This window comes from Micromonospora sp. CNZ299 (genome assembly GCF_002754415.1).
On sequence record NZ_PEFG01000001.1, the window covers coordinates 2,460,126 to 2,477,626 of the forward strand.

At 72.0% G+C, this 17,501-nt stretch carries 17 protein-coding genes; 6 read left to right on the top strand and 11 right to left on the bottom strand.

Annotated features, from left to right (window positions below):
• Nucleotides 1-36: 36 nt before the first annotated feature.
• Nucleotides 37-3,411, top strand: a complete 3,375-nt coding sequence (locus tag CLT68_RS11840) for an AAA family ATPase (protein WP_099850836.1) — start codon at nt 37-39, stop codon at nt 3,409-3,411.
• Between the two features lie 47 nt (nt 3,412-3,458).
• Here CLT68_RS11840 and CLT68_RS11845 read toward each other — a convergent pair whose 3' ends face one another.
• Both CLT68_RS11845 and CLT68_RS11850 read right to left on the bottom strand, forming a co-directional pair.
• Complete coding sequence (locus CLT68_RS11845; protein ID WP_099850839.1) at nt 3,459-4,427, bottom strand: alpha/beta hydrolase; 969 nt, start codon at nt 4,425-4,427, stop codon at nt 3,459-3,461.
• Between the two features lie 50 nt (nt 4,428-4,477).
• Nucleotides 4,478-4,783 carry an antibiotic biosynthesis monooxygenase gene (locus CLT68_RS11850; RefSeq protein ID WP_099850841.1) on the bottom strand — a complete coding sequence of 102 codons (306 nt, stop codon included), beginning with the start codon at nt 4,781-4,783 and terminating at the stop codon, nt 4,478-4,480.
• A gap of 156 nt (nt 4,784-4,939) precedes the next feature.
• On the opposite strand from CLT68_RS11850, the gene CLT68_RS11855 reads away from it, so the two are divergent.
• Complete coding sequence (locus CLT68_RS11855; protein WP_099850843.1) at nt 4,940-5,845, top strand: AraC family transcriptional regulator; 906 nt, start codon at nt 4,940-4,942, stop codon at nt 5,843-5,845.
• Nucleotides 5,846-5,931: 86 nt separating this feature from the next.
• Here the strand turns inward: CLT68_RS11855 and CLT68_RS11860 are convergent, their stop codons facing one another.
• From CLT68_RS11860 to CLT68_RS11870, 3 genes are read right to left on the bottom strand one after another with little or no spacing between them, the layout of a single operon-like run.
• Nucleotides 5,932-6,789: an ABC transporter permease gene (locus CLT68_RS11860; RefSeq protein ID WP_099850845.1), complete on the bottom strand. Its 858-nt coding sequence runs from the start codon at nt 6,787-6,789 to the stop codon at nt 5,932-5,934.
• On the bottom strand, nt 6,786-7,799 hold the full coding sequence (locus CLT68_RS11865; protein ID WP_088946388.1) for an ATP-binding cassette domain-containing protein: 1,014 nt from the start codon (nt 7,797-7,799) through the stop codon (nt 6,786-6,788). The genes CLT68_RS11860 and CLT68_RS11865 overlap by 4 nt, the downstream gene beginning before the upstream one ends.
• A 27-nt stretch (nt 7,800-7,826) precedes the next feature.
• On the bottom strand, nt 7,827-8,384 hold the full coding sequence (locus CLT68_RS11870) for an NADPH-dependent FMN reductase (protein WP_088946389.1): 558 nt from the start codon (nt 8,382-8,384) through the stop codon (nt 7,827-7,829).
• Between the two features lie 142 nt (nt 8,385-8,526).
• On the opposite strand from CLT68_RS11870, the gene CLT68_RS11875 reads away from it, so the two are divergent.
• Nucleotides 8,527-9,042: a GNAT family N-acetyltransferase gene (locus CLT68_RS11875; protein WP_099850847.1), complete on the top strand. Its 516-nt coding sequence runs from the start codon at nt 8,527-8,529 to the stop codon at nt 9,040-9,042.
• Between the two features lie 25 nt (nt 9,043-9,067).
• On the opposite strand, the gene CLT68_RS11880 is transcribed toward CLT68_RS11875, so the two are convergent.
• Entirely contained in the window at nt 9,068-9,820 is a 753-nt protein-coding gene (locus CLT68_RS11880) for an SDR family oxidoreductase (RefSeq protein WP_099857064.1), read from the bottom strand.
• 102 nt (nt 9,821-9,922) lie between these two features.
• Between CLT68_RS11880 and CLT68_RS11885 the strand changes: the two genes are divergently transcribed.
• Complete coding sequence (locus tag CLT68_RS11885; RefSeq protein ID WP_099850850.1) at nt 9,923-10,765, top strand: MmyB family transcriptional regulator; 843 nt, start codon at nt 9,923-9,925, stop codon at nt 10,763-10,765.
• A 138-nt stretch (nt 10,766-10,903) separates the two neighbouring features.
• On the opposite strand, the gene CLT68_RS11890 is transcribed toward CLT68_RS11885, so the two are convergent.
• Together CLT68_RS11890 and CLT68_RS11895 are read right to left on the bottom strand one after the other, a co-directional pair.
• The gene (locus CLT68_RS11890; RefSeq protein WP_099850853.1) at nt 10,904-11,755 is read right to left on the bottom strand and encodes an aldo/keto reductase; all 852 of its coding nucleotides are present in this window, start codon (nt 11,753-11,755) and stop codon (nt 10,904-10,906) included.
• 100 nt (nt 11,756-11,855) lie between these two features.
• Nucleotides 11,856-12,821 (bottom strand): LysR family transcriptional regulator, encoded by a 966-nt coding sequence (locus tag CLT68_RS11895; protein WP_099850855.1) that lies wholly within the window; start codon nt 12,819-12,821, stop codon nt 11,856-11,858.
• Nucleotides 12,822-12,872: 51 nt separating this feature from the next.
• Here CLT68_RS11895 and CLT68_RS11900 point away from each other — a divergent pair, with 51 nt between their 5' ends.
• Together CLT68_RS11900 and CLT68_RS11905 are read left to right on the top strand one after the other, a co-directional pair.
• On the top strand, nt 12,873-13,787 hold the full coding sequence (locus tag CLT68_RS11900; protein ID WP_099850857.1) for a serine hydrolase: 915 nt from the start codon (nt 12,873-12,875) through the stop codon (nt 13,785-13,787).
• A gap of 154 nt (nt 13,788-13,941) precedes the next feature.
• Nucleotides 13,942-14,919, top strand: a complete 978-nt coding sequence (locus CLT68_RS11905) for an MBL fold metallo-hydrolase (RefSeq protein ID WP_099857066.1) — start codon at nt 13,942-13,944, stop codon at nt 14,917-14,919.
• 42 nt (nt 14,920-14,961) lie between these two features.
• On the opposite strand, the gene CLT68_RS11910 is transcribed toward CLT68_RS11905, so the two are convergent.
• The 3 genes from CLT68_RS11910 to CLT68_RS11920 are packed head-to-tail and all read right to left on the bottom strand — an operon-like array spanning nt 14,962 to nt 17,353.
• The gene (locus CLT68_RS11910; protein ID WP_099850859.1) at nt 14,962-15,501 is read right to left on the bottom strand and encodes a DUF1697 domain-containing protein; all 540 of its coding nucleotides are present in this window, start codon (nt 15,499-15,501) and stop codon (nt 14,962-14,964) included.
• Nucleotides 15,502-15,530: 29 nt separating this feature from the next.
• On the bottom strand, nt 15,531-16,199 hold the full coding sequence (locus CLT68_RS11915) for a response regulator (RefSeq protein WP_099850861.1): 669 nt from the start codon (nt 16,197-16,199) through the stop codon (nt 15,531-15,533).
• Nucleotides 16,196-17,353, bottom strand: a complete 1,158-nt coding sequence (locus tag CLT68_RS11920) for a sensor histidine kinase (protein WP_486482145.1) — start codon at nt 17,351-17,353, stop codon at nt 16,196-16,198. The genes CLT68_RS11915 and CLT68_RS11920 overlap by 4 nt, the downstream gene beginning before the upstream one ends.
• Nucleotides 17,354-17,501 lie beyond the last annotated feature (148 nt).

Here is a 17,501-nt window from a genome sequence, read left to right on the forward strand (position 1 = left end):
CGCGCTGTCGGACTGTTCCAGTACCGTCTGGAAACCATGGACGCGCGGCGCGGCGACGCCATCATCGGGCGGGATCACCCCGCAGGTCTGCTGCGCGCCGAATTTGACCGCGCCGCCACCAGCCACGGCGGTCTGGTCCTGGTCACCGGTGAGCCGGGCATCGGCAAGACGACCCTCGTCACGTCGGCCGCCCGGGAGGCCCGGCAACACGGCGCGCTGGTGCTCGGCGCCGCCTGCTGGGATTCCGACAGCGCCCCCGGCTACTGGCCGTGGGTGCAGGTGCTGCGCGGCCTGCGGCGCTCCGCCGACGACTGGGCGGTGGCACGGCCGGACGCCGAGCCGGCCCTCGCGGCCCTGCTTGGCGAGGCCGACACCAGCACGCAGCAGGCCGACCGGCTCACCAGTTGGGCCGGCGTCGACACGGACACCGCCAACGTCGACCCGGACAGCGCCAACCAGGACGAGTTCGCGCTGTACGACGCGGTGACCGCCGCGCTGGTCGCGGTCTCCCAGCAGCGGCCGGTCGTGGTCGTCCTCGACGACCTGCACTGGGCCGACCCGGCCTCACTCCGGTTGCTGAGCTTCGCCGCCCAGCACACCTGGTTCGAGCGGTTGCTGCTGGTCGGCACCTACCGCGACGCGGAGGTCGAGTCGGGCGAGCACCCGCTGCGCCCCCTGCTGATGCCGCTGGTCGCGAAGGCCACCACGATCACCCTCACCGGCCTCGCCCGCGACGAGGTGGCCGCGCTGATGGCACGCACCGCCGGGCGGGAACCCGACGCTGACCTCGTCGACGAGGTGCACCGGCGCACCGGTGGCAACCCGTTCTTCATCGAGCAGACTGCCCGGCTGTGGCACGCCGACGACGCGGCCGGCACTATCGCACCCGGCGTACGGGAAGCGGTGCGCCGCCGCCTGGCCCAGTTGCCGCCGGCCGTGGCCGAGGCGCTCACCGTCGCGGCCGTGCTGGGGCGTGAGTTCCACCGTCAGGTCCTGGCGGCCTGCGGCGCCGCCCCGGTGGCGCAGGTCGATCGGCTGCTCGACCGTGCGGTGACCGCCCGGCTGGTGGTCGCCCGGGGCGGCGGCCGGTTCGCCTTCGCGCATGACCTGGTCCGGGAGACCATCTACGACGGGCTGTCCCACGACGAGCGGCAGGCGCGACACGGCGCGGTCGTCCGGGCGGTCGACGACCTGCGGGAGCTCACCGATCAGCTGGTCCCGGCCGACCTCGCCCGCCACGCCTACCTCGCCGGCCCCGCACTCGACCGCGCGCGGGTGGCCACGCTGCTGGTCGCCGCAGGACGGGATGCGTTCGTCCGGTTGGCCGCCGACGAGGCGGCGGTGCACTTCCGCCGGGCGCTGGAGGTCGTCGAGGACCCGGAGCAACGCGTACGGATCCTCATCGAGTTCGGCGAGGGGCAATATCATCACGCCGGCCGGGAGGAGTCCGCCGCACTGCTCACCGAGGCCGGTGCGTTGGCTCGCACACTCGACGACCCGGTGCTGCTGGCCCGCGTCGCCCTCATCGTGAACCGCGCCCGTCAGGTGGAGACCGCTCAATCGATCGACGCGGCGGAGCTGGTGCGCGACGCGTACCGGAAGCTGATCGGCGAACCGGACGCCGACGCGTCGGTCGGCGCGCTGGTCGCCGACCTGATCACCGCCACCGAGACGATCGCCCGTCGAGGGCAGGACGACGAGGCCCTGACGTTCAGCCTCTGGGCCCGCCACGACACCACCTGGGGGTTGGGCACCGCGGCGGCCCGCGCCGCATTGACCGCCGAGATCCGGGACGTGGCCCGCCGCACGGGAGACCGCGAGACCGAGCTGTGGGCCACCTCGCTGCGCTGGGTGGCGCTACTGGAGTTGGGCGACCCGCACTTCAACGAGGAGCTCACCACCTTCGTCGGCGCGGACCGGCACGGCGACCTCAGCCGGCACCAGATTTCGGCGGCCATCGACAGCGGGATCATCGCGGCTCTCCGGGGTGACTTCGCCGAAGCCGACGAGCGGTTCGCGGTCCTCGGTGACTTCTCCGACCCGGGCCATGCCGAGTTCGGGTTCATGGGCCATCACCTGCGCTGGTCCCGGCTGCTGCTCCAGGGTCGGTTCGCCGAGGCCGACACCCTGCTGGACGCGCTGGCCCCGATCGACTACCCCTACCAGGAGTTGCTGCGGGCGATCACCGCCGCGGAGCGGGGCGACGGCGAGACGGCGGTCCGGCTGACCGCCGGCATCGAGGACGCCGCCATCCGCTATCCGCGCCCGGTGTCGCCGATCTGGCTACGGTTACGCGCGCAGGCCGCCGCCGCGTCCGCCGACCCGCAGCGCTGCGACGACGCACGGGCCGCACTCGCCCCGCACCGGGGAGAGTGGATGGTGGCGCTCTTCGGCTGCGACGTCAGCGGCCCGGTCGACCACTGGCTGGCAATGATCGACGCCGCCCAGCAACGCTGGGACGACGCCATCGCCGGCTTCACCGCCGCCCGTGAGTCCGCCGACCGGCTGGGTGCCCGTACCTGGTCGCTCATCGCCCGTGCCGGCCTCGTGAACGCCCTCGCCGGCCGGGGCCACCCGGGCGACGCCGCGACACTCGCCGCGCTGCGCGCCACCACCGTTCAACAGGCAACGGCCCTGGGCATGACGCAGGTGCTGCACCGGCTCGCCGAACCGGCCCCCATCGACGCGGCCGAGCAGACCGCCACCGCACGCCAGGCCGTCGCGCCGGGCCAGGCCGTCGAGCCGGCCGCAGCCGCCGGGCCAGGCCAGGGTGCCGCGCCGGGCCAGGCCGTCGGGTCGGCCAACGCCGGGCCAGGCCAGGCTTTCGCGCCCGGTCAGGCCACGGCGGTCGCGCCAGCCGGCGAGGGGTACGAGTTCCGGCGCGACGGGCCGGTCTGGCAACTCGCGTACGCCGGTGTCGTGGTGCATCTGCCCGACGCCAAGGGCCTGCACGACCTGCACCTGCTGTTGAGCCGGCCGGGCAGCGACGTGCCCGCAGTGGAGTTGCTCGACCCGGCTGCCGGGCCGGAGCTGGTCGCCGCCCGGCGGATGGGCGCCGACCCGGTCCTCGACGACGAGGCGAAGGCCCGCTACCGGCGACACCTGGCACGCCTCGACGAGGAGATCGACCGGGCCGCCGCCCGCGACGACGACCGGAAGGTGGCCGCGTTGGACACCGAGCGGGGTGCGCTGCTCGACGAGCTACGCGCCGCGGCGGGGCTGGCCGGTCGGAGCCGCCGCCTGGGCGACGAGGCCGAGCGGGCCCGCAAGACGGTGACCGCGCGGATCAGGGACACGCTGCGCAAGCTCGACGAGCGGCACCCGGCCCTCGCCGGCCACCTGCGCGAGGCCGTCTCGACCGGCAGCACCTGCCGCTACCTGCCGCCCGAGCCGCTGCGCTGGCGGCTCTGAACCCATGGCCGGCGCGCCGGCTGGTCAGCGCCGGCCATGGGTTCGGCTCAGTCCTTGAGGTCGGGGCTGGGGTCCAGGACCCGGGCGAGCCAGTCGGTCTGGGCGCGCCGCGCCGCGGCCGACACGCGGACCTCGGGGAACAGCGCCGAGAATCCGTGGAAGCCACCGGCCCACAGGTGCAACTCGGCCTGGCCGCCGGCCGCCCAGATCCGGGTCGCGTAGCTGACGTCCTCGTCGCGAAAGACCTCGGCGGTCCCGGCGTCGATGTAGGTGGTCGGCAGACCGGACAGGTCGTCCGCCAGCGCGGGTGAGACGTACGCGGAGACGTTCTGGTCGGTGTGCCCGCCGAGGACGCTGCGCCACCCGAACTCGTTCATCTCCCGGCTCCACACGCCATCCAGCCCGCTGTACTGACGGCTGGAGACGGTGTCGTTGCGGTGGTCGAGCATGGGGCACGACAGCAACTGCGCGGCGATGGTCGGGGTGTTGCGGTCGCGAGCCATCAGCGTGACTCCTGCCGCCAGGCCACCCCCGGCGCTGGCGCCGGCCACGACGATGCGAGCCGGGTCGATGCCGAGGTCCACGGCGTTCTCGGCGACCCAGAGCAGGCCCTGGTAGCAGTCGTCGACCAGCGTCGTACCGGTTGCCTCCGGGGCCAGCCGGTAGTCCACAGTGATCACGACGGCGCCGAACCGGTCGAGCCATTCCAGCGGGACGTCGATGTTCGAGAAGCGGTCGCCCCACATCATTCCGCCGCCGTGGATCCAGTAGACGCAGGGTGCGCCGGCGGCGCGATCGGTGGGGCTGAGGATGGACAGCGGGATCGGCGTTCCGTCACTGGCGGGAACGGTGACCTCGCGCCGCTCGACCGCTCGGCCTTCCAGTTGGCTGTCGATCGACGGTTGGGGGAAGTGGCGCAGCTGCTCGATCACCTCGGGGCCGAGGGGTGGCATCGGCGGCAGTTCGGCCAGGGGTACGAGCAACTCGGGGTCGATGCCGGGTCGGGGGAGGTTCATCGCGGATCCTTTCGCTGACACGGTCAGGGGTGATCGGTGCGGTCGCCGGTTCAGAAGCTCGCCTTACCGCCGACCGGCACCGCGTCGGTGTACGCCGAGTCGCCGGCCAGCAGCGGCTGAAGCTTCGCGACGAGGGCCTGCGCCTGCTCGCCGGCGAAGAACGCGCTGTGCGCCTCGGCGCTGGTCCAGCCTTCGATGACGTGGACGACGTCGCGGTCGGACGCCGAGCGGGACACCAGGAAGACGAGGCAGTCGTGGTGCTGCAGGGACGGTGCGTCCAGCAACAACTGGATCAGCTCGTCCGCCTTGCCCGGCTGTGCGGTCATGGTGGCCTGGAACCCGTGGTGGACAGACATTGTTGAGACTCCTGATCGTTGAGCTGTGTGCGTTCTTTGGGAAACCGACGCTCCTATGGAAGCGCACTCACCAGCGGAAACGTTAGAAGGATGCTCGCTAACACTTGCCTGATCCTCTCGTTGTGGCGAGGATCGGTCCTGTGCTTCAATCGGGTCGTGGACCTCGACGAGCTGCGGGCACTGCTGGCCAGGCACGCGCGACCGGACATGAGCACCACCATCGAGGGGGTGCTGATCTCAAGGGTCGAGCAGCAGACGGCACCGACCACGTCGATGTCGGGCACCGTGCTGGCACTCATCGCTCAAGGCGCCAAACAGATGGCGCTGGGCGACCGCGTGTACGAGTACCGGGCCGGCCAGTACCTCGTCGCGTCGGTCGACCTGCCGGTCACCGGCCGCTTCACCCAGGCAAGCGCCGACGCGCCGGCTCTGGGGTTCGGGCTGGTGCTACACCCGGCAATGGTCGCGGAGCTGCTGCTGCAGGCGGCGCCGGGCGACCTTCCGCCCCTGGCGGGGCCGACACCGTCGGGGCTGCTGGTCAGCGACGCTCCCGACGAGCTCGGCGACGCGGTGATCCGACTGCTTCGTTTGCTGGACCGACCCCGGGACGTCACGGTGCTCGCGCCCCTGATCAAGCGGGAGATCCTGTGGCGGCTGCTCACCGGGGAGCAGGGTGCGGCCGTACGGCAGCTCGGTCTGGCCGACAGCAGCCTCAGTCACATCGCCCGGGCGGTCCGGTGGATCCGCGACCACTATGCCCAGCCGTTCCGGGTGGAGGATCTGGCGCGGCTGACCGGAATGAGCGTGTCGGCGTTCTATCGCAACTTCCAGGCAGTGACCGCGATGAGTCCGATCCAGTTCCAGAAGCAGATCCGACTGCAGGAGGCCCGGCTCCTGCTCGCCACGCATCCCAACGACGTCACCGGGGTGGGCATCCGAGTCGGCTACGAGAGCCCGTCGCAGTTCAGCCGCGAATATCGTCGCCAGTTCGGCGCGCCTCCCAGTCAGGACGCCACCCGCCTGCGGGGGACCATCCGAGCCGAGGTGCCGGCGGTCGTCTGACCGCCAGCGTTCACCCGGGCGTCCAGACGACAGCCGACGGGCGCCACCACAGCCGTGGCGGCGCCCATCGAACGGTCGGGGCCGGGTCAGCGGCGGTTGTACCTGTACATGGTCAGGGTGCCGAAGACGACCAGGAAGCCGGCGCTCCAGAGCAGCAACCACATGGTGGCCGACGGGTCCGAATCGCCGCTCATCGCCCCACGGATCGCCGCCACCAGCTGCGTCACCGGGTTGACCTTCACGAACGCCTGGAGCCAGCCGGGCATGGTGCTCGGGTCGACGAAGACGTTGCTCAGGAACGTCAGCGGGAACAGCACCATCATGCTGACTCCCATCACCGACTTCTCACTGCGCAGGATCAGCCCGAAGAACGTCCACACCCAGGAGAACGCGAACGAGAAGATGACCAGCAGCCCGATCCCGATGGCCACGCCGACGACCCCGCCCGCGGGGCGGAACCCGAGCACCAGCCCGAGGCCCAGGATCACCACGGCGGCCAGGATGTAGCGCAGCACGTCGCCGAAGATCATGCCGACCAGGGCAGCCGGGCGCCAGACGGGCAGCGTCCGGAACCGGTCGAAGATGCCCTTCTCGATGTCGGTGTTGAGGCCGATGCCGGTGTACATGGTGATCATGACGACGCTGGTCACCATGATGCCGGGCAGGAAGAACTGCAGATATTCGCGCGGGCTGCCGGCGAGGGCGCCACCGAACAGGTACGTGAACATCAGCACCATGATGATCGGGAACGCGGTGACGTCGAAGAGCTGCTCCGGCACGTGTTTGATCTTCAGCATGGCCCGCCAGCCGAAGGTGAGCGACGCGCCCAGCGCGCTGGGTCGGGGCGGTCGGGTGCCGGGCGCGAGCACTGTCGCCAGCGCGTCGGCGGACGGGACGTAGACGGACGGCGCCCGTTCGGTCGTGGTGGTCGTGGTGTCGCTCATCGGGCTGCCTCCAGCTCGTTGTCGGGCTCGCCGGCCGGCACGGCGGGGTGATCGGTCAGGGCCAGGAAGACCTCGTCGAGGCTCGGCTGGCCAAGGGAGAAGTTGTCCACGACGATGCCGGCGCGGGCCAGCTCGCCGAGCGCGCGCGAGGCCTGGGCGCTGGCGTCGAGGTCGGTGCCGGCCTCACCGACGCGGGCGGTCAACGCCACCGGGTCGGCGGCGAGCTGCACCGGCACGCCGAGCGCCTCCCGGAGCACCCTCTCCGCCTCCGGCCGCTGGCCGGGATCGCGCAGTCGCAGGTGGACGGTGCCGGAGCCGATAGACGACTTCAACTCACCCGGGGTGCCCTCCGCGATCACCCGGCCGTGGTCGACGACCGCGATCCGACCGGCGAGCTGGTCGGCCTCGTCGAGGTACTGGGTGGTCAGCAGCACCGTGGTGCCGTGCGACACCACCGCCCGGACGATCTCCCACACCTGGTTGCGGCTGCGCGGGTCGAGGCCGGTCGTCGGCTCGTCGAGGAAGAGCAGGTCGGGCGTGTTCAGGATGCTGGCGGCGATGTCGATGCGCCGCCGCATCCCACCCGAGTACTTCTTCACCTGGCGGTCGCTCGCCTCGGTCAGTCCGAACGCGGCCAGCAGGGCCGCCGCGCGCTCCCGGGCGGCCGGCTTGCGCAGACCGAGCAGGCGGGCGAGGAGCACCAGGTTCTCCGTACCGGTCAGGTCCTCGTCGACCGAGGCGTACTGGCCGGTGAGGCTGACCCGGGAACGGACCTTGTCGGCCTCGGTGACCACGTCGTGGCCGAAGACCCGGGCCGAACCACCGTCGGGGCGCAGCAACGTCGCGAGCACCCGGACCGCTGTGGTCTTGCCCGCCCCGTTGGGGCCGAGCAGACCGTAGACGGTGCCGGCGGGCACCTGAAGGTCGATCCCGGCCAACGCCCGGGTGTCCCCGAACGAGCGGGTGAGCCCCTCGGCCTCGATGGCCAGGCCGGTGGTGCGTCTACTCATGATCCTTACCTTTCGTGTTGGACGTGTTCAGGAGACGTACGGTCGAGCCGCCCGGGCGTCGCGCAGAGCCAGGCCCCACCAGCGGAGCTGGTCGAGCAGGACGCTGGCGTCCCGGCGCAGCTCGTCGGTGCACTGCGGTGTCGGCTCGCCGCCGAGCAGGTCGATCCCGACGACGTCACGCACCGTCATCGCGTGCAGCGCCGTGAAGACGGTGCGGAGCTGGTCGACCGCGTACCGGCCGGTGGACCGACAGCCGTACGACACGAAGCCGACCGGTTTGGCCTGCCACTCGTCGTACGCGTAGTCGATGGCTTGTTTCAGCGGTGCGGGGAAGCTGTGGTTGTACTCGGGGGTGACCACGACGAACGCGTCCGCTCGACCCACCTCGCGGACGAACGCCCGGATCGACGCGGTCGGTTCGGCGGGGTAGCTGGCCGGGAAGTCGTACTCGGTCAGGTCAACGACGGTCACCGCCAGGTCGTCGTGCCGCGCGGCCTGTTCGGTGAACCAGCTGGTGACCCGGTCGCCGGCCCGCCCCTCCCGGGTGCTGCCGATGATCACGGCGATCCTGAGCGGTGTCATCATCCCCCCTCCCGAGTTGTCGGTGCCACCTCTTCGGCGCGAGAAAGCAGCACGCCGCCCGCTAGATCGGATCTAGCGGGCGGCGTTTCGGGGCGCAATGTCGGTGGGGTCGGCTTGACTGTGGTCGACGGACAGGGGAGTGGGCATGGCACAGGTACGCATCGCACCGTGGCACGAGGACGACCTCGACCTGCTGCGGGAGCTCAACTCACCGGACACCCGCAAGCACACCGGCGGCCCGGAGACCGACGAGCAGGTGCTCGCCCGGCACGACCGGTACGTGCACTTCGCCGGGACCGGGCAGGGCGCGATGTTCACGCTGGTGCTGCCGGACGGCGTGCGGGCCGGCAGTGTCGGCTACTGGGGTCGCGACTGGCACGACCGACCGGTGTACGAGTTGGGCTGGGCGGTGCTGCCCTCTTACCGGGGGCGAGGGCTGGCGACCGTCGCGGTGCGGGCGGTCATCGACGTGTTGCGCGCTCGGCAGGACCGGCGCTACGCCCACGCCTACCCCTCGGTCGACAATCCCGCCTCGAACGCGGTCTGCCGCAAGGCCGGTTTCACACTGCTCGGCGAGACGGACTTCGAATACCCGCCGGGGCAGCTGATGCGCGCCAACGACTGGCAGCTCGACCTCACCGCCCCACCGACCGCAAGCTGAGGTCGGCGGGGCGGCGCACGGCGTCTCACCAGGGCAGCACGCCGTACCCGCCGCCGGCGTCCATCTGGAAGCCCCAGAGCAGCCCGCTCGGTCCGTCGGCTGGCAGCGTCGCCAGGTGCACGCTCACCTCGGCGCCCTGCTCGGCGGTGCGGAAGCCGCTGTTGCTGTTCAGGTCGGTGGCGCAGTAGCCCGGGTTCGCCGCGTTCACCTTGATCGGGGTGTCCCGCAGCTCCTTGGCGTACATCGCGGTGAGCATGTTCAGCGCCGCCTTCGACGACGGGTACGGCACTGAAGTCAGCGCGAACAGCGCGCCCGCCGGGTCGGTCATGACCGCGATCGAGCCGACCTCGCTGGAGACGTTGACGATCCGGGCCGCCGGCGCGCGGCGCAGCAGCGGCAGTAGCGCGTTGGTCACCGTCGCCACCCCGAACACGTTCGTCTCGTAGACGCGGCGCAGCGTCGCCACTGTCGTCTCGCTGGGCAGCCCCTGAGCGCCGTCGGCGAGGACGATGCCGGCGTTGTTGACCAGCACGTCCAGTTGCCCGTGTTCCGCCTGGACCTGTTTCGCCGCGGCTGTCACCGAGTCGGCGTCGGTCACGTCGATCGGCACGAACCGGGCGTCCGTGCCGCCGTCGCGCAGCTCCCGCTCGGCTGCCCGGCCGCGCTCGGCGTCGCGGGCACCGACCAGCACGGTCATCCCGAGGGCGCCGAGCTGGCGGGCGGTGGCGAAGCCGATCCCCTTGTTGGCCCCGGTGATCAGGGCGATCCTGTTCGTCATGCCGTCGAGCCTGTCCCCGCCGGCGGCGTCCGGGGAGAGGCGGCCCGAGGCTGGGACCAGCGGTACCACCTTCGCCGGGCCGGACCGGGGCATGCTGGAGGCATGACGGGCAGCGGGCTGCGGCGTGACGAACTGGCGGCGTTCCTGCGTACCCGCCGCGCCCGGCTGCGCCCCGCCGAGGTCGGGCTCCCCGAGGGCGAACGCCGACGTACGCCCGGGCTGCGCCGGCAGGAGGTCGCCCAGCTCGCCGGGATGTCGATCGACTACTACATCCGGCTGGAGCAGGGCCGAGGGCCGCACCCGTCCCGGCAGGTGCTCGCGTCGATGGCCCGGGCGCTGCTGCTGAGCCGGGACGAGCGCGAGTACCTGTTCCGGATCGCTGGGGAGAATCCGCTGCCGGCCGGCGGGCCGAGCCGGGAGGTGCCCTCCGGGTTGCGGCACCTGCTCGACGCCATGACCGAGACCCCGGCGTACCTCGTCGACGCCGCGTACCACGTGCTGGCCTGGAACCGCCTGGCCACGTACTTCGTGGGAGATCTCGCGGCCGTGCCCGACGCGGACCGCAACATGATCCGCTGGACGTTCCGGCAGCCGGCGACCAGCGCCCACTGGACCGATGCCGAGGTGATCCGATTCGTGCGTAGCACGGTCGCGGACCTGCGGGCCGCCTACGGGCGCTACCCGGCCGACCCGGCGATCCGCGAGCTGGTCACCGAGCTGCTCGGCACCTCACCCCGGTTCGCCCGGCTCTGGGCCGAGCACGACGTCGAGGAACGCCGACCGATCGTCAAGCGGGTGCCGCACCCCGAGCTGGGGCCCTTGGAATTCGAGTGCCGCGTCCTGCTGGTGCCGGAGACCGACCAGCGGATGATCGTCTACGTCCCCGAGCCAGGATCGCCGACCCACGCGGTGTTCCGCCGGATCGCCGAGCGCGTCGGCTCCTGAGCGCCGGGAACAGCGTGATTGAGCCGCCGGGAACAGCGTGATTGAGCCGCCGGGAACAGCGTGATGCCTCAGGGTCATCAAGATGACTCTGAGGCATCACGCATTCAGGAGACCCGCCCGCCGAGCGGCGGCCTCAGGTCAGCGGGGGACGTAGGCGAAGGTGTCCGGGTTGGCGCCCTGCCGCCCGGCCTCGCCCTTGTCCAACGCGGTGATCCGCTCCATCGCCGTGTCGTCCAGCTCGAAGTCGAAGATCCGGGTGTTCTCCTCGATCCGCTTCGGCGTGGTCGACTTCGGGAAGATGATGTCGCCACGCTGCACGTGCCAGCGGAGCACCACCTGCGCCGGGGTCCGGTCGAGCTGCCCGGCGATGTCGACCACCGTCGGGTCGTCCAGCACCTTGCCCTGCGCGATGGGCGACCACGCCTCGGTGAGGATGTTGTGCTCGCGGCCGTAGGCGCGGACCTCGTCGTTGGTGAAGTACGGGTGCGCCTCGATCTGGTTGACCGCCGGCACGACGTCCGCCTCGGCGGCCAGCCGCTCCAGGTGCGCCACCTGGAAGTTCGACACGCCGATCGAGCGGGCGCGGCCGTCGCGCTGGAACTCCTCCAGCACCTTCCAGGTCGAGACGTAGTCGCCGTCGTACAGGGTCGGCAACGGCCAGTGGATCAGGAACAGGTCGATGTAGTCCATCTTCAGCGCCGCGAGCGTCGAGTCGAACGCCCTGCGGGCGTCGTCGGGGCGGTGGAAGCCGTTGTTCAGCTTGCTTGTCACGTACACCGAACCCCGGTCGAGGCCGGACATCCGGACCGCCTCGCCGACCTCGGCCTCGTTGCCGTACATCTCGGCGGTGTCGATGTGCCGGTAGCCCGTCTCAAGGGCCGTGGTCACCGCCGCGACGGTGTCCTTCGGCTCGATCTGGAACACCCCGAAGCCGAGCTGCGGAATGGTGGTGCCGTCGTTCAGGCTGATGTCGGGAATGGTGATGGCCACTGCGGCTCCTTCGCGTCATCTTCGTTGCCTGTCATCCATACCCGGGTGTGCGGTCGGTGCACCGCCCAAACCGAGGTGACGAGCGCAACGCCGGGACGGTTCACCCGGTCGTGTCGAAGAGCACAGGCCAGGGCCGTGCCGCCGGCGGCGAGGTTCCGGCCGACGCGGGTGGCGCGGGCTCGGCGTCGGCCAGCACCTCGGCGGCGAGCTGCCCGAACATCGACGCCGCCGGGTGCGCCGACCGGTCCGGCCAGGCCGCCGACGTCCGCTTGGCCAGCGACGCGCCGGCGATCGGTCGCCAGGCGACGCGGGGTTCCCGTCGCGCCACCGTCGCCGGTTCCACGGCCACACCGCCGCCGGCCAGCACCAGGCCGAAGAGGAACTCCGGGTTGCGGGCGGGGCGCACCCGGGCAGGTCGCCAACCCTGCTGTCGGCACACCGCCAGCAGGTGGTCGTGCCAGCCGGCAGCGGTAGCCCGGGGCGCGGCCACCAGATCCAGACCGGCCAGCGACGCGAGTGCCACCTCCCGGTCGCGGGCCAGAGGCGAGGTGCGGGGCAGCAACACCCCCAGGGGTACGTCGACCGGGGCGCCGAAGCGCAGCCCGTCCGCCGCCACCGGGTGGTGCACGAGCCCCACGTCGAGGGTCCGCTCGGCGAGCATCCGCACCTGCTCGGCGGTCGTCAGCTCGTGCAGCTCGACGTCCAGGCCGGCTGCCCGGGTGGTGAGCCCGTCCAGCAGCGCGCGCAGCGTCACCGCGGGCGTCTCCGGTGGCACCCCGGCCCGGAGTACGCCCAGCTCACCGGCCCGAACCTGCCCCATCAGGTTGCGGAGGCGGCCCTCACCGGCGAGCAGTTCCTCCGCCTCGCCGAGCAGCAGCTCGCCGGCGGTGGTGAGGCGTACCTGGCGGCGGGACCGGTCGAACAACTCGACGGTCAGCTCCCGTTCCAGCCGCTGAATGGACTGGCTCAGGGGCGGCTGGGCCATCCCGAGCAGCTCCGCGGCCCGCCCGAAGTGCAGTTCGTGCGCGACCACCACGAAGTGCCGCAGGTGCCGGAGCAGATCCACGGCCGGACCCTACGCCAGCGCTGGCGTGGGGCCGCTGGATACCGTGCTGGCGTGGACGTCAGCGCGCGTATCGAGGCCATCTTCGCCGCCGTGGGGGTGACGGCCAGCCTGCACGTGGTGGACGTGGACGCCACCGACCCGACCCCCGGCGGCACCGCCGACGGCGTTCCGGAGATCGGGGTGCGGGCCGACGACCAGGTGGTGATCGCCTCGATCTTCAAGGTCCTGCTGGTGCTGGAGTTCGCCCGGCAGGTCGAGGCCGGTCAACTGGACCCCACCGAACGGGTCCTGGTCACCGCCGACGACCGGCTCGGTGGGTGGGGTCTGGCCGGCTGCACCGACGACGCCGAGGTGTCGCTGCGCGACCTCGCGTACTTCGCCATGTCGGTCACCGACAACACCGCCGCCGACCTGCTGCTGCGCCGGGTCGGCCCGGACCTGCTGCCGATGCTCGCCGCCGAGCTGGGGCTGAGCCGTACCCGCGTCCTCGGCGGCCCTCGGGACCTGGTCGAGTTGATGCTCGCCGACGTGGGCGCACGCACCGAGGCGGAGTTCGCCCGGATCTTCCCCACGTTGCCGGAGGAACGGGTCCGGGCGATGCGGGTCTTCGACCCTGAGCACACCACCTCCAGCACCGCCCGGGAGATCACCCGGTTGCTCACGCTGATCTGGCGGGACGAGGCCGGGCCGCCTGCCGCCTGCGCGATGGTCCGCACCTGGATGGCCCGGCAGATCTTCTGGACCCGGCTGGCCGCCGGGTTCCCGCCGGGCGTCCGGGTCTCCGGAAAGACCGGCACTCTGCCCGGTCTGCACCTGGAGGCAGGGGTTGCCGAATATCCCGACGGCGGCCGGTACGCGATCGCCGTCTTCGCCCGTGCCGACCGGTTGGCCTCGCGGCGGATCGACGTGGACCTGGCGATGGGGGAGGCCGCCCGGACGGCCGTCGAGGCGCTGCGCGGCGACTGATTTCGCACCCGCCGCAGCCTCGGCGTGCCGCACCTGAGCTGGCCCGATATCCGCTGGCGTATCGGAGCCGGTCGTCTTCGATCTTGGACCGGAGCCCGGTGGCGCTGGTTGGCTCGTGGTCGACCAACCGCCCGACCACGGGGAGTGGAACCGCATGCCCAGTCTCGACCGCCGACGTTTCCTGCGCGACACCGCCGCCACCACCGCCCTGGTGACCACCGGCGGGCTCGCCGCCGGCGCCGCCACCCCGGCCCACGCCGCGACGCCGGCCGCCGCACCCACCCCGACCGCCCGGCGCAAGGGCGCGGTCAGCTTCCGCTGGTGGGGTACGGCCGGCTGGCGCGTCGACATCGCCGACCGTACCGTTCTCGTCGACCCGTTCCTCAGCCGGATCGACACCGGGCTGTTCACCGGCGCGTTCAGGACCGACACCCCGTTGACAGTGCGCGCCGACGTGATCGACCCGCGCGTCGAGAAGGCCACGACGGTGCTGGTCACGCACACCCACTGGGACCACTTCATGGACGTGCCCCACATCGCCAAGCGCACCGGCGCGCGGGTGTTCGGCACGCTGACCGCGTACCACCTGGGGTTGGCCTACGGGGTGCCGTCGACGCAGCTCAGCCCGGTCAAGGGTGGAGAGGTGCTGGACTTCGGGGACCACACCGTCGAGGTCGTCGGCTCGCTGCACAGCCGCAACCCGTCGTACTCCCTGGCCTTTCCGGGGGTGCGGGTGAGCCAGCCCGCGCAGCCGGCGACCATCGCGGACCTGCCGGAGGGCGACACGCTGGGCTACCTGTTGCGGGTCGACGGCGGGCCGTCGGTGTACTTCACCGGGGCCAGCGACGTCGCCGAGCGGAACCTCACCGGCCTGTCGCCCGACGTGGCGATGGTGGCCCTGCAGAACGCCACCACCACCGGCGACTACCTGCCGCGTCTGCTGGCCGGCCTCGACTATCCGAAGGTCGTGGTGCCGGTGCATTTCGACAACTTCGAGACGGCGCTTCAGAACCCGCCGCCGGTCGCCCCGACCGACCGCACCCGGTTGAACGACATGATCGCGGCAGTCCGCCGGATCTCGCCGCGCAGCCGGGTGCTGGTGCCCGAGTACGAGACCGCGTACCACTTCTGAGCAGCGTCGGTGGGGGTCGCCGAGCCGCGGCCCCCACCCTGGTCAGGCGGCGGTCATCTCCGCCAGGGCACGCACCGACTTCCAGTTGCGGCTGGTCGACACCACGCCGAGCTTCTTCTCCAGGTACGCGTTGGTGAACTTCGACCGCCCGTAACCGCCGTCGACGAAGTGCAGGAAGACCTCCCGGCCGGTCACCGTGAACGACACGTTCTCCCCACCGGGCACGGTCAGCGCGTCCACAGTGGACTTCTTCGGCGGGGTGGCGAGGAAGGCCACCAGCAGCCTCGTCGGGTCGTCCTCCCGGTCGGCGTACGGGTTGCCGCCGGCCACCGCCGCCAGCTCCCGGCCACTGCGCACCAGCACCGGCACCGTCAACGCCAGCTCGTCGGCGAGGGCCCGCTCGATCCCGGCGGCCAGCTTCTCCGCGTCGCGCACGGTGCTGCCGAAAGCCACGTTGCCGCTCTGCAGGTACGTCTTGACGTCCTCGTGCCCAAGGTCGGCGACGATCCGACGCAGGTCGGCCATCGCCAGCCGGGTGGTGCCGACGTTGACCCCGCGCAGCAGGGCGACGTACCGGGTCATGGCTCCTCCTGGGTTCGCGGCCGACCGGCTCAGCGTAGGCCGCCCGGCCCCACCAGTCCCGTTTCGTACGCGACGATGACCAGTTGCGCCCGGTCGCGTACGGCCAGCTTGGTCAGCAGCCGCCCGACGTGCGTCTTGACGGTGGCCTGGCTGAGGTTGAGGTGCGTGGCCAGCTCCGCGTTGGACAGGCCCCGGGCGATCAGCGCGAGCACCTCCCGTTCCCGCTCGGTCACCCCGTCGAGCTGCCGGGGCAGCGGCCGGGTCGGCTCCGGCTGCCGGGCGAACTCGTCGATCAGCCGGCGGGTCACCGTCGGCGCGAGCAGCCCCTCACCGGCGGCGACCACCCGGATCCCGGTCAGCAGGTCCGCCGGTGGGGTGTCCTTGAGAAGGAAGCCGCTGGCGCCGGCGCGCAACGCCCCGTAGACGTACTCGTCCAGGTCGAACGTGGTCAGGATGATGACCCGGGTGCCGGCCGTCGCCGGGTCGGCGCAGATCCGCCGGGTCGCCTCGATGCCGTCCATCTCCGGCATCCGGATGTCCATCAGCACCACGTCCGGACGGTACCGTTCGGTCAACGCGACGGCTTCCACACCGGTGCCCGCCTCGCCGACAGTCGTGCAGTCTCCGGCGAGATCCACCAGCAGCCGGAAGCTGCCGCGCAGCAGCGCCTGGTCGTCGGCGATCAGCACCCGGATCATGTGGCCACCCGGTAGGGCAGGCTGGCCGTCACCGCGAAGCCGCCATCGGAGCGTGGCCCGGCCTGGAACTCCCCACCGTGCAACGCGACCCGTTCCCGCATGCCGATCAACCCGTGCCCCTCCCCGCCGATCAGCACCGGACGCCGACCGTCGTCGGTCACCTCCACCCGCACCTCGTCGGGGGTGACGGTCACCGTAGCCCGGCAGGCGGCCGGCGCCGCATGCTTCACCACGTTGGTCACCGCCTCCTGCACGATCCGGTACACAGCGAGGCCCACCGACTCCGGGACCGCGCCGGCCGGTTCGTCCCGCCGGACGTCGAGCCGGACGTCGACACCGCCGATCGCCGCCTGCTTGGCGAGCACGGGCAACTCGTCGAGCCCGGGCGTCGGGGCGTACGGGGCACCCTCCCGCAGGACGCCGAGCACCCGACGGACGTCGGTGAGCGCGGTGCGGCCGGTCTCCTCGATCACCCGCAGGGCGGCCCCCGCCTCCCGTGGGTCGGCCTCGGCGACGTGGTTGGCGACGGCCGCCTTCACCACGATGAGGCTCAGCGTGTGCGCCACCACGTCGTGCAGCTCACGGGCCACCCGCAGTCGCTCCTCGGTGGCGGCCTGACGGACCAGTTGGTCACTCTGCCGGCTGGCGAGGGCGCGTCGCTCCCGGAGCAGCCAGCCGATCACCCAGGCGGGCGCGATCATGACGGTGGCGTAGACGACGGCACCGGTGCGTGACCACAGATCGCCGGCGGTCAGCACCAGCGCGACGCTCACCAGGGCGAGACAACCGGCGGCGCTGAGCAGCGAGCGGCGCGTGGTCGTCGACACGGCCACCGTGTAGAAGGACAGACCGATGGCGACCGCCGGCGCGGCAGCGGCGAAGTTGGGGATCACGCCGGTGACCAGGGTCGCGGCGGTGCTGCCGCTGATCACGACGGCGACGGGGATCGGCCACCGTCGCCGGACGGCCAACGGCAGCCCGAGGACCATCCCGACGAGCACGGACACCCAGAGCGGCTCGCGTACGCCACCGTGCAGCGGCGACTCCAGCGCCGCGTACGGGCAGAGCAGCCCACCGACCGCCACGGCCAGCACGGCGTCCACGATGTACAGGTCCACCGGTCGCAGCCGCCGGGTCAGCAGGGGAGCGGTCACCTGCCAGACGGTAGCGGCCAGCCGGGTCGGCCGCGTCCACCCACGGGCGGTCATCCCGCAGGACTACGTACCGGCGGTTCCGGGCCCTCGCCTCCACCCGGGGGAGGGCTGGAAAGTGCCCGCGCCGGCACGACGCGCGCCACCCCGC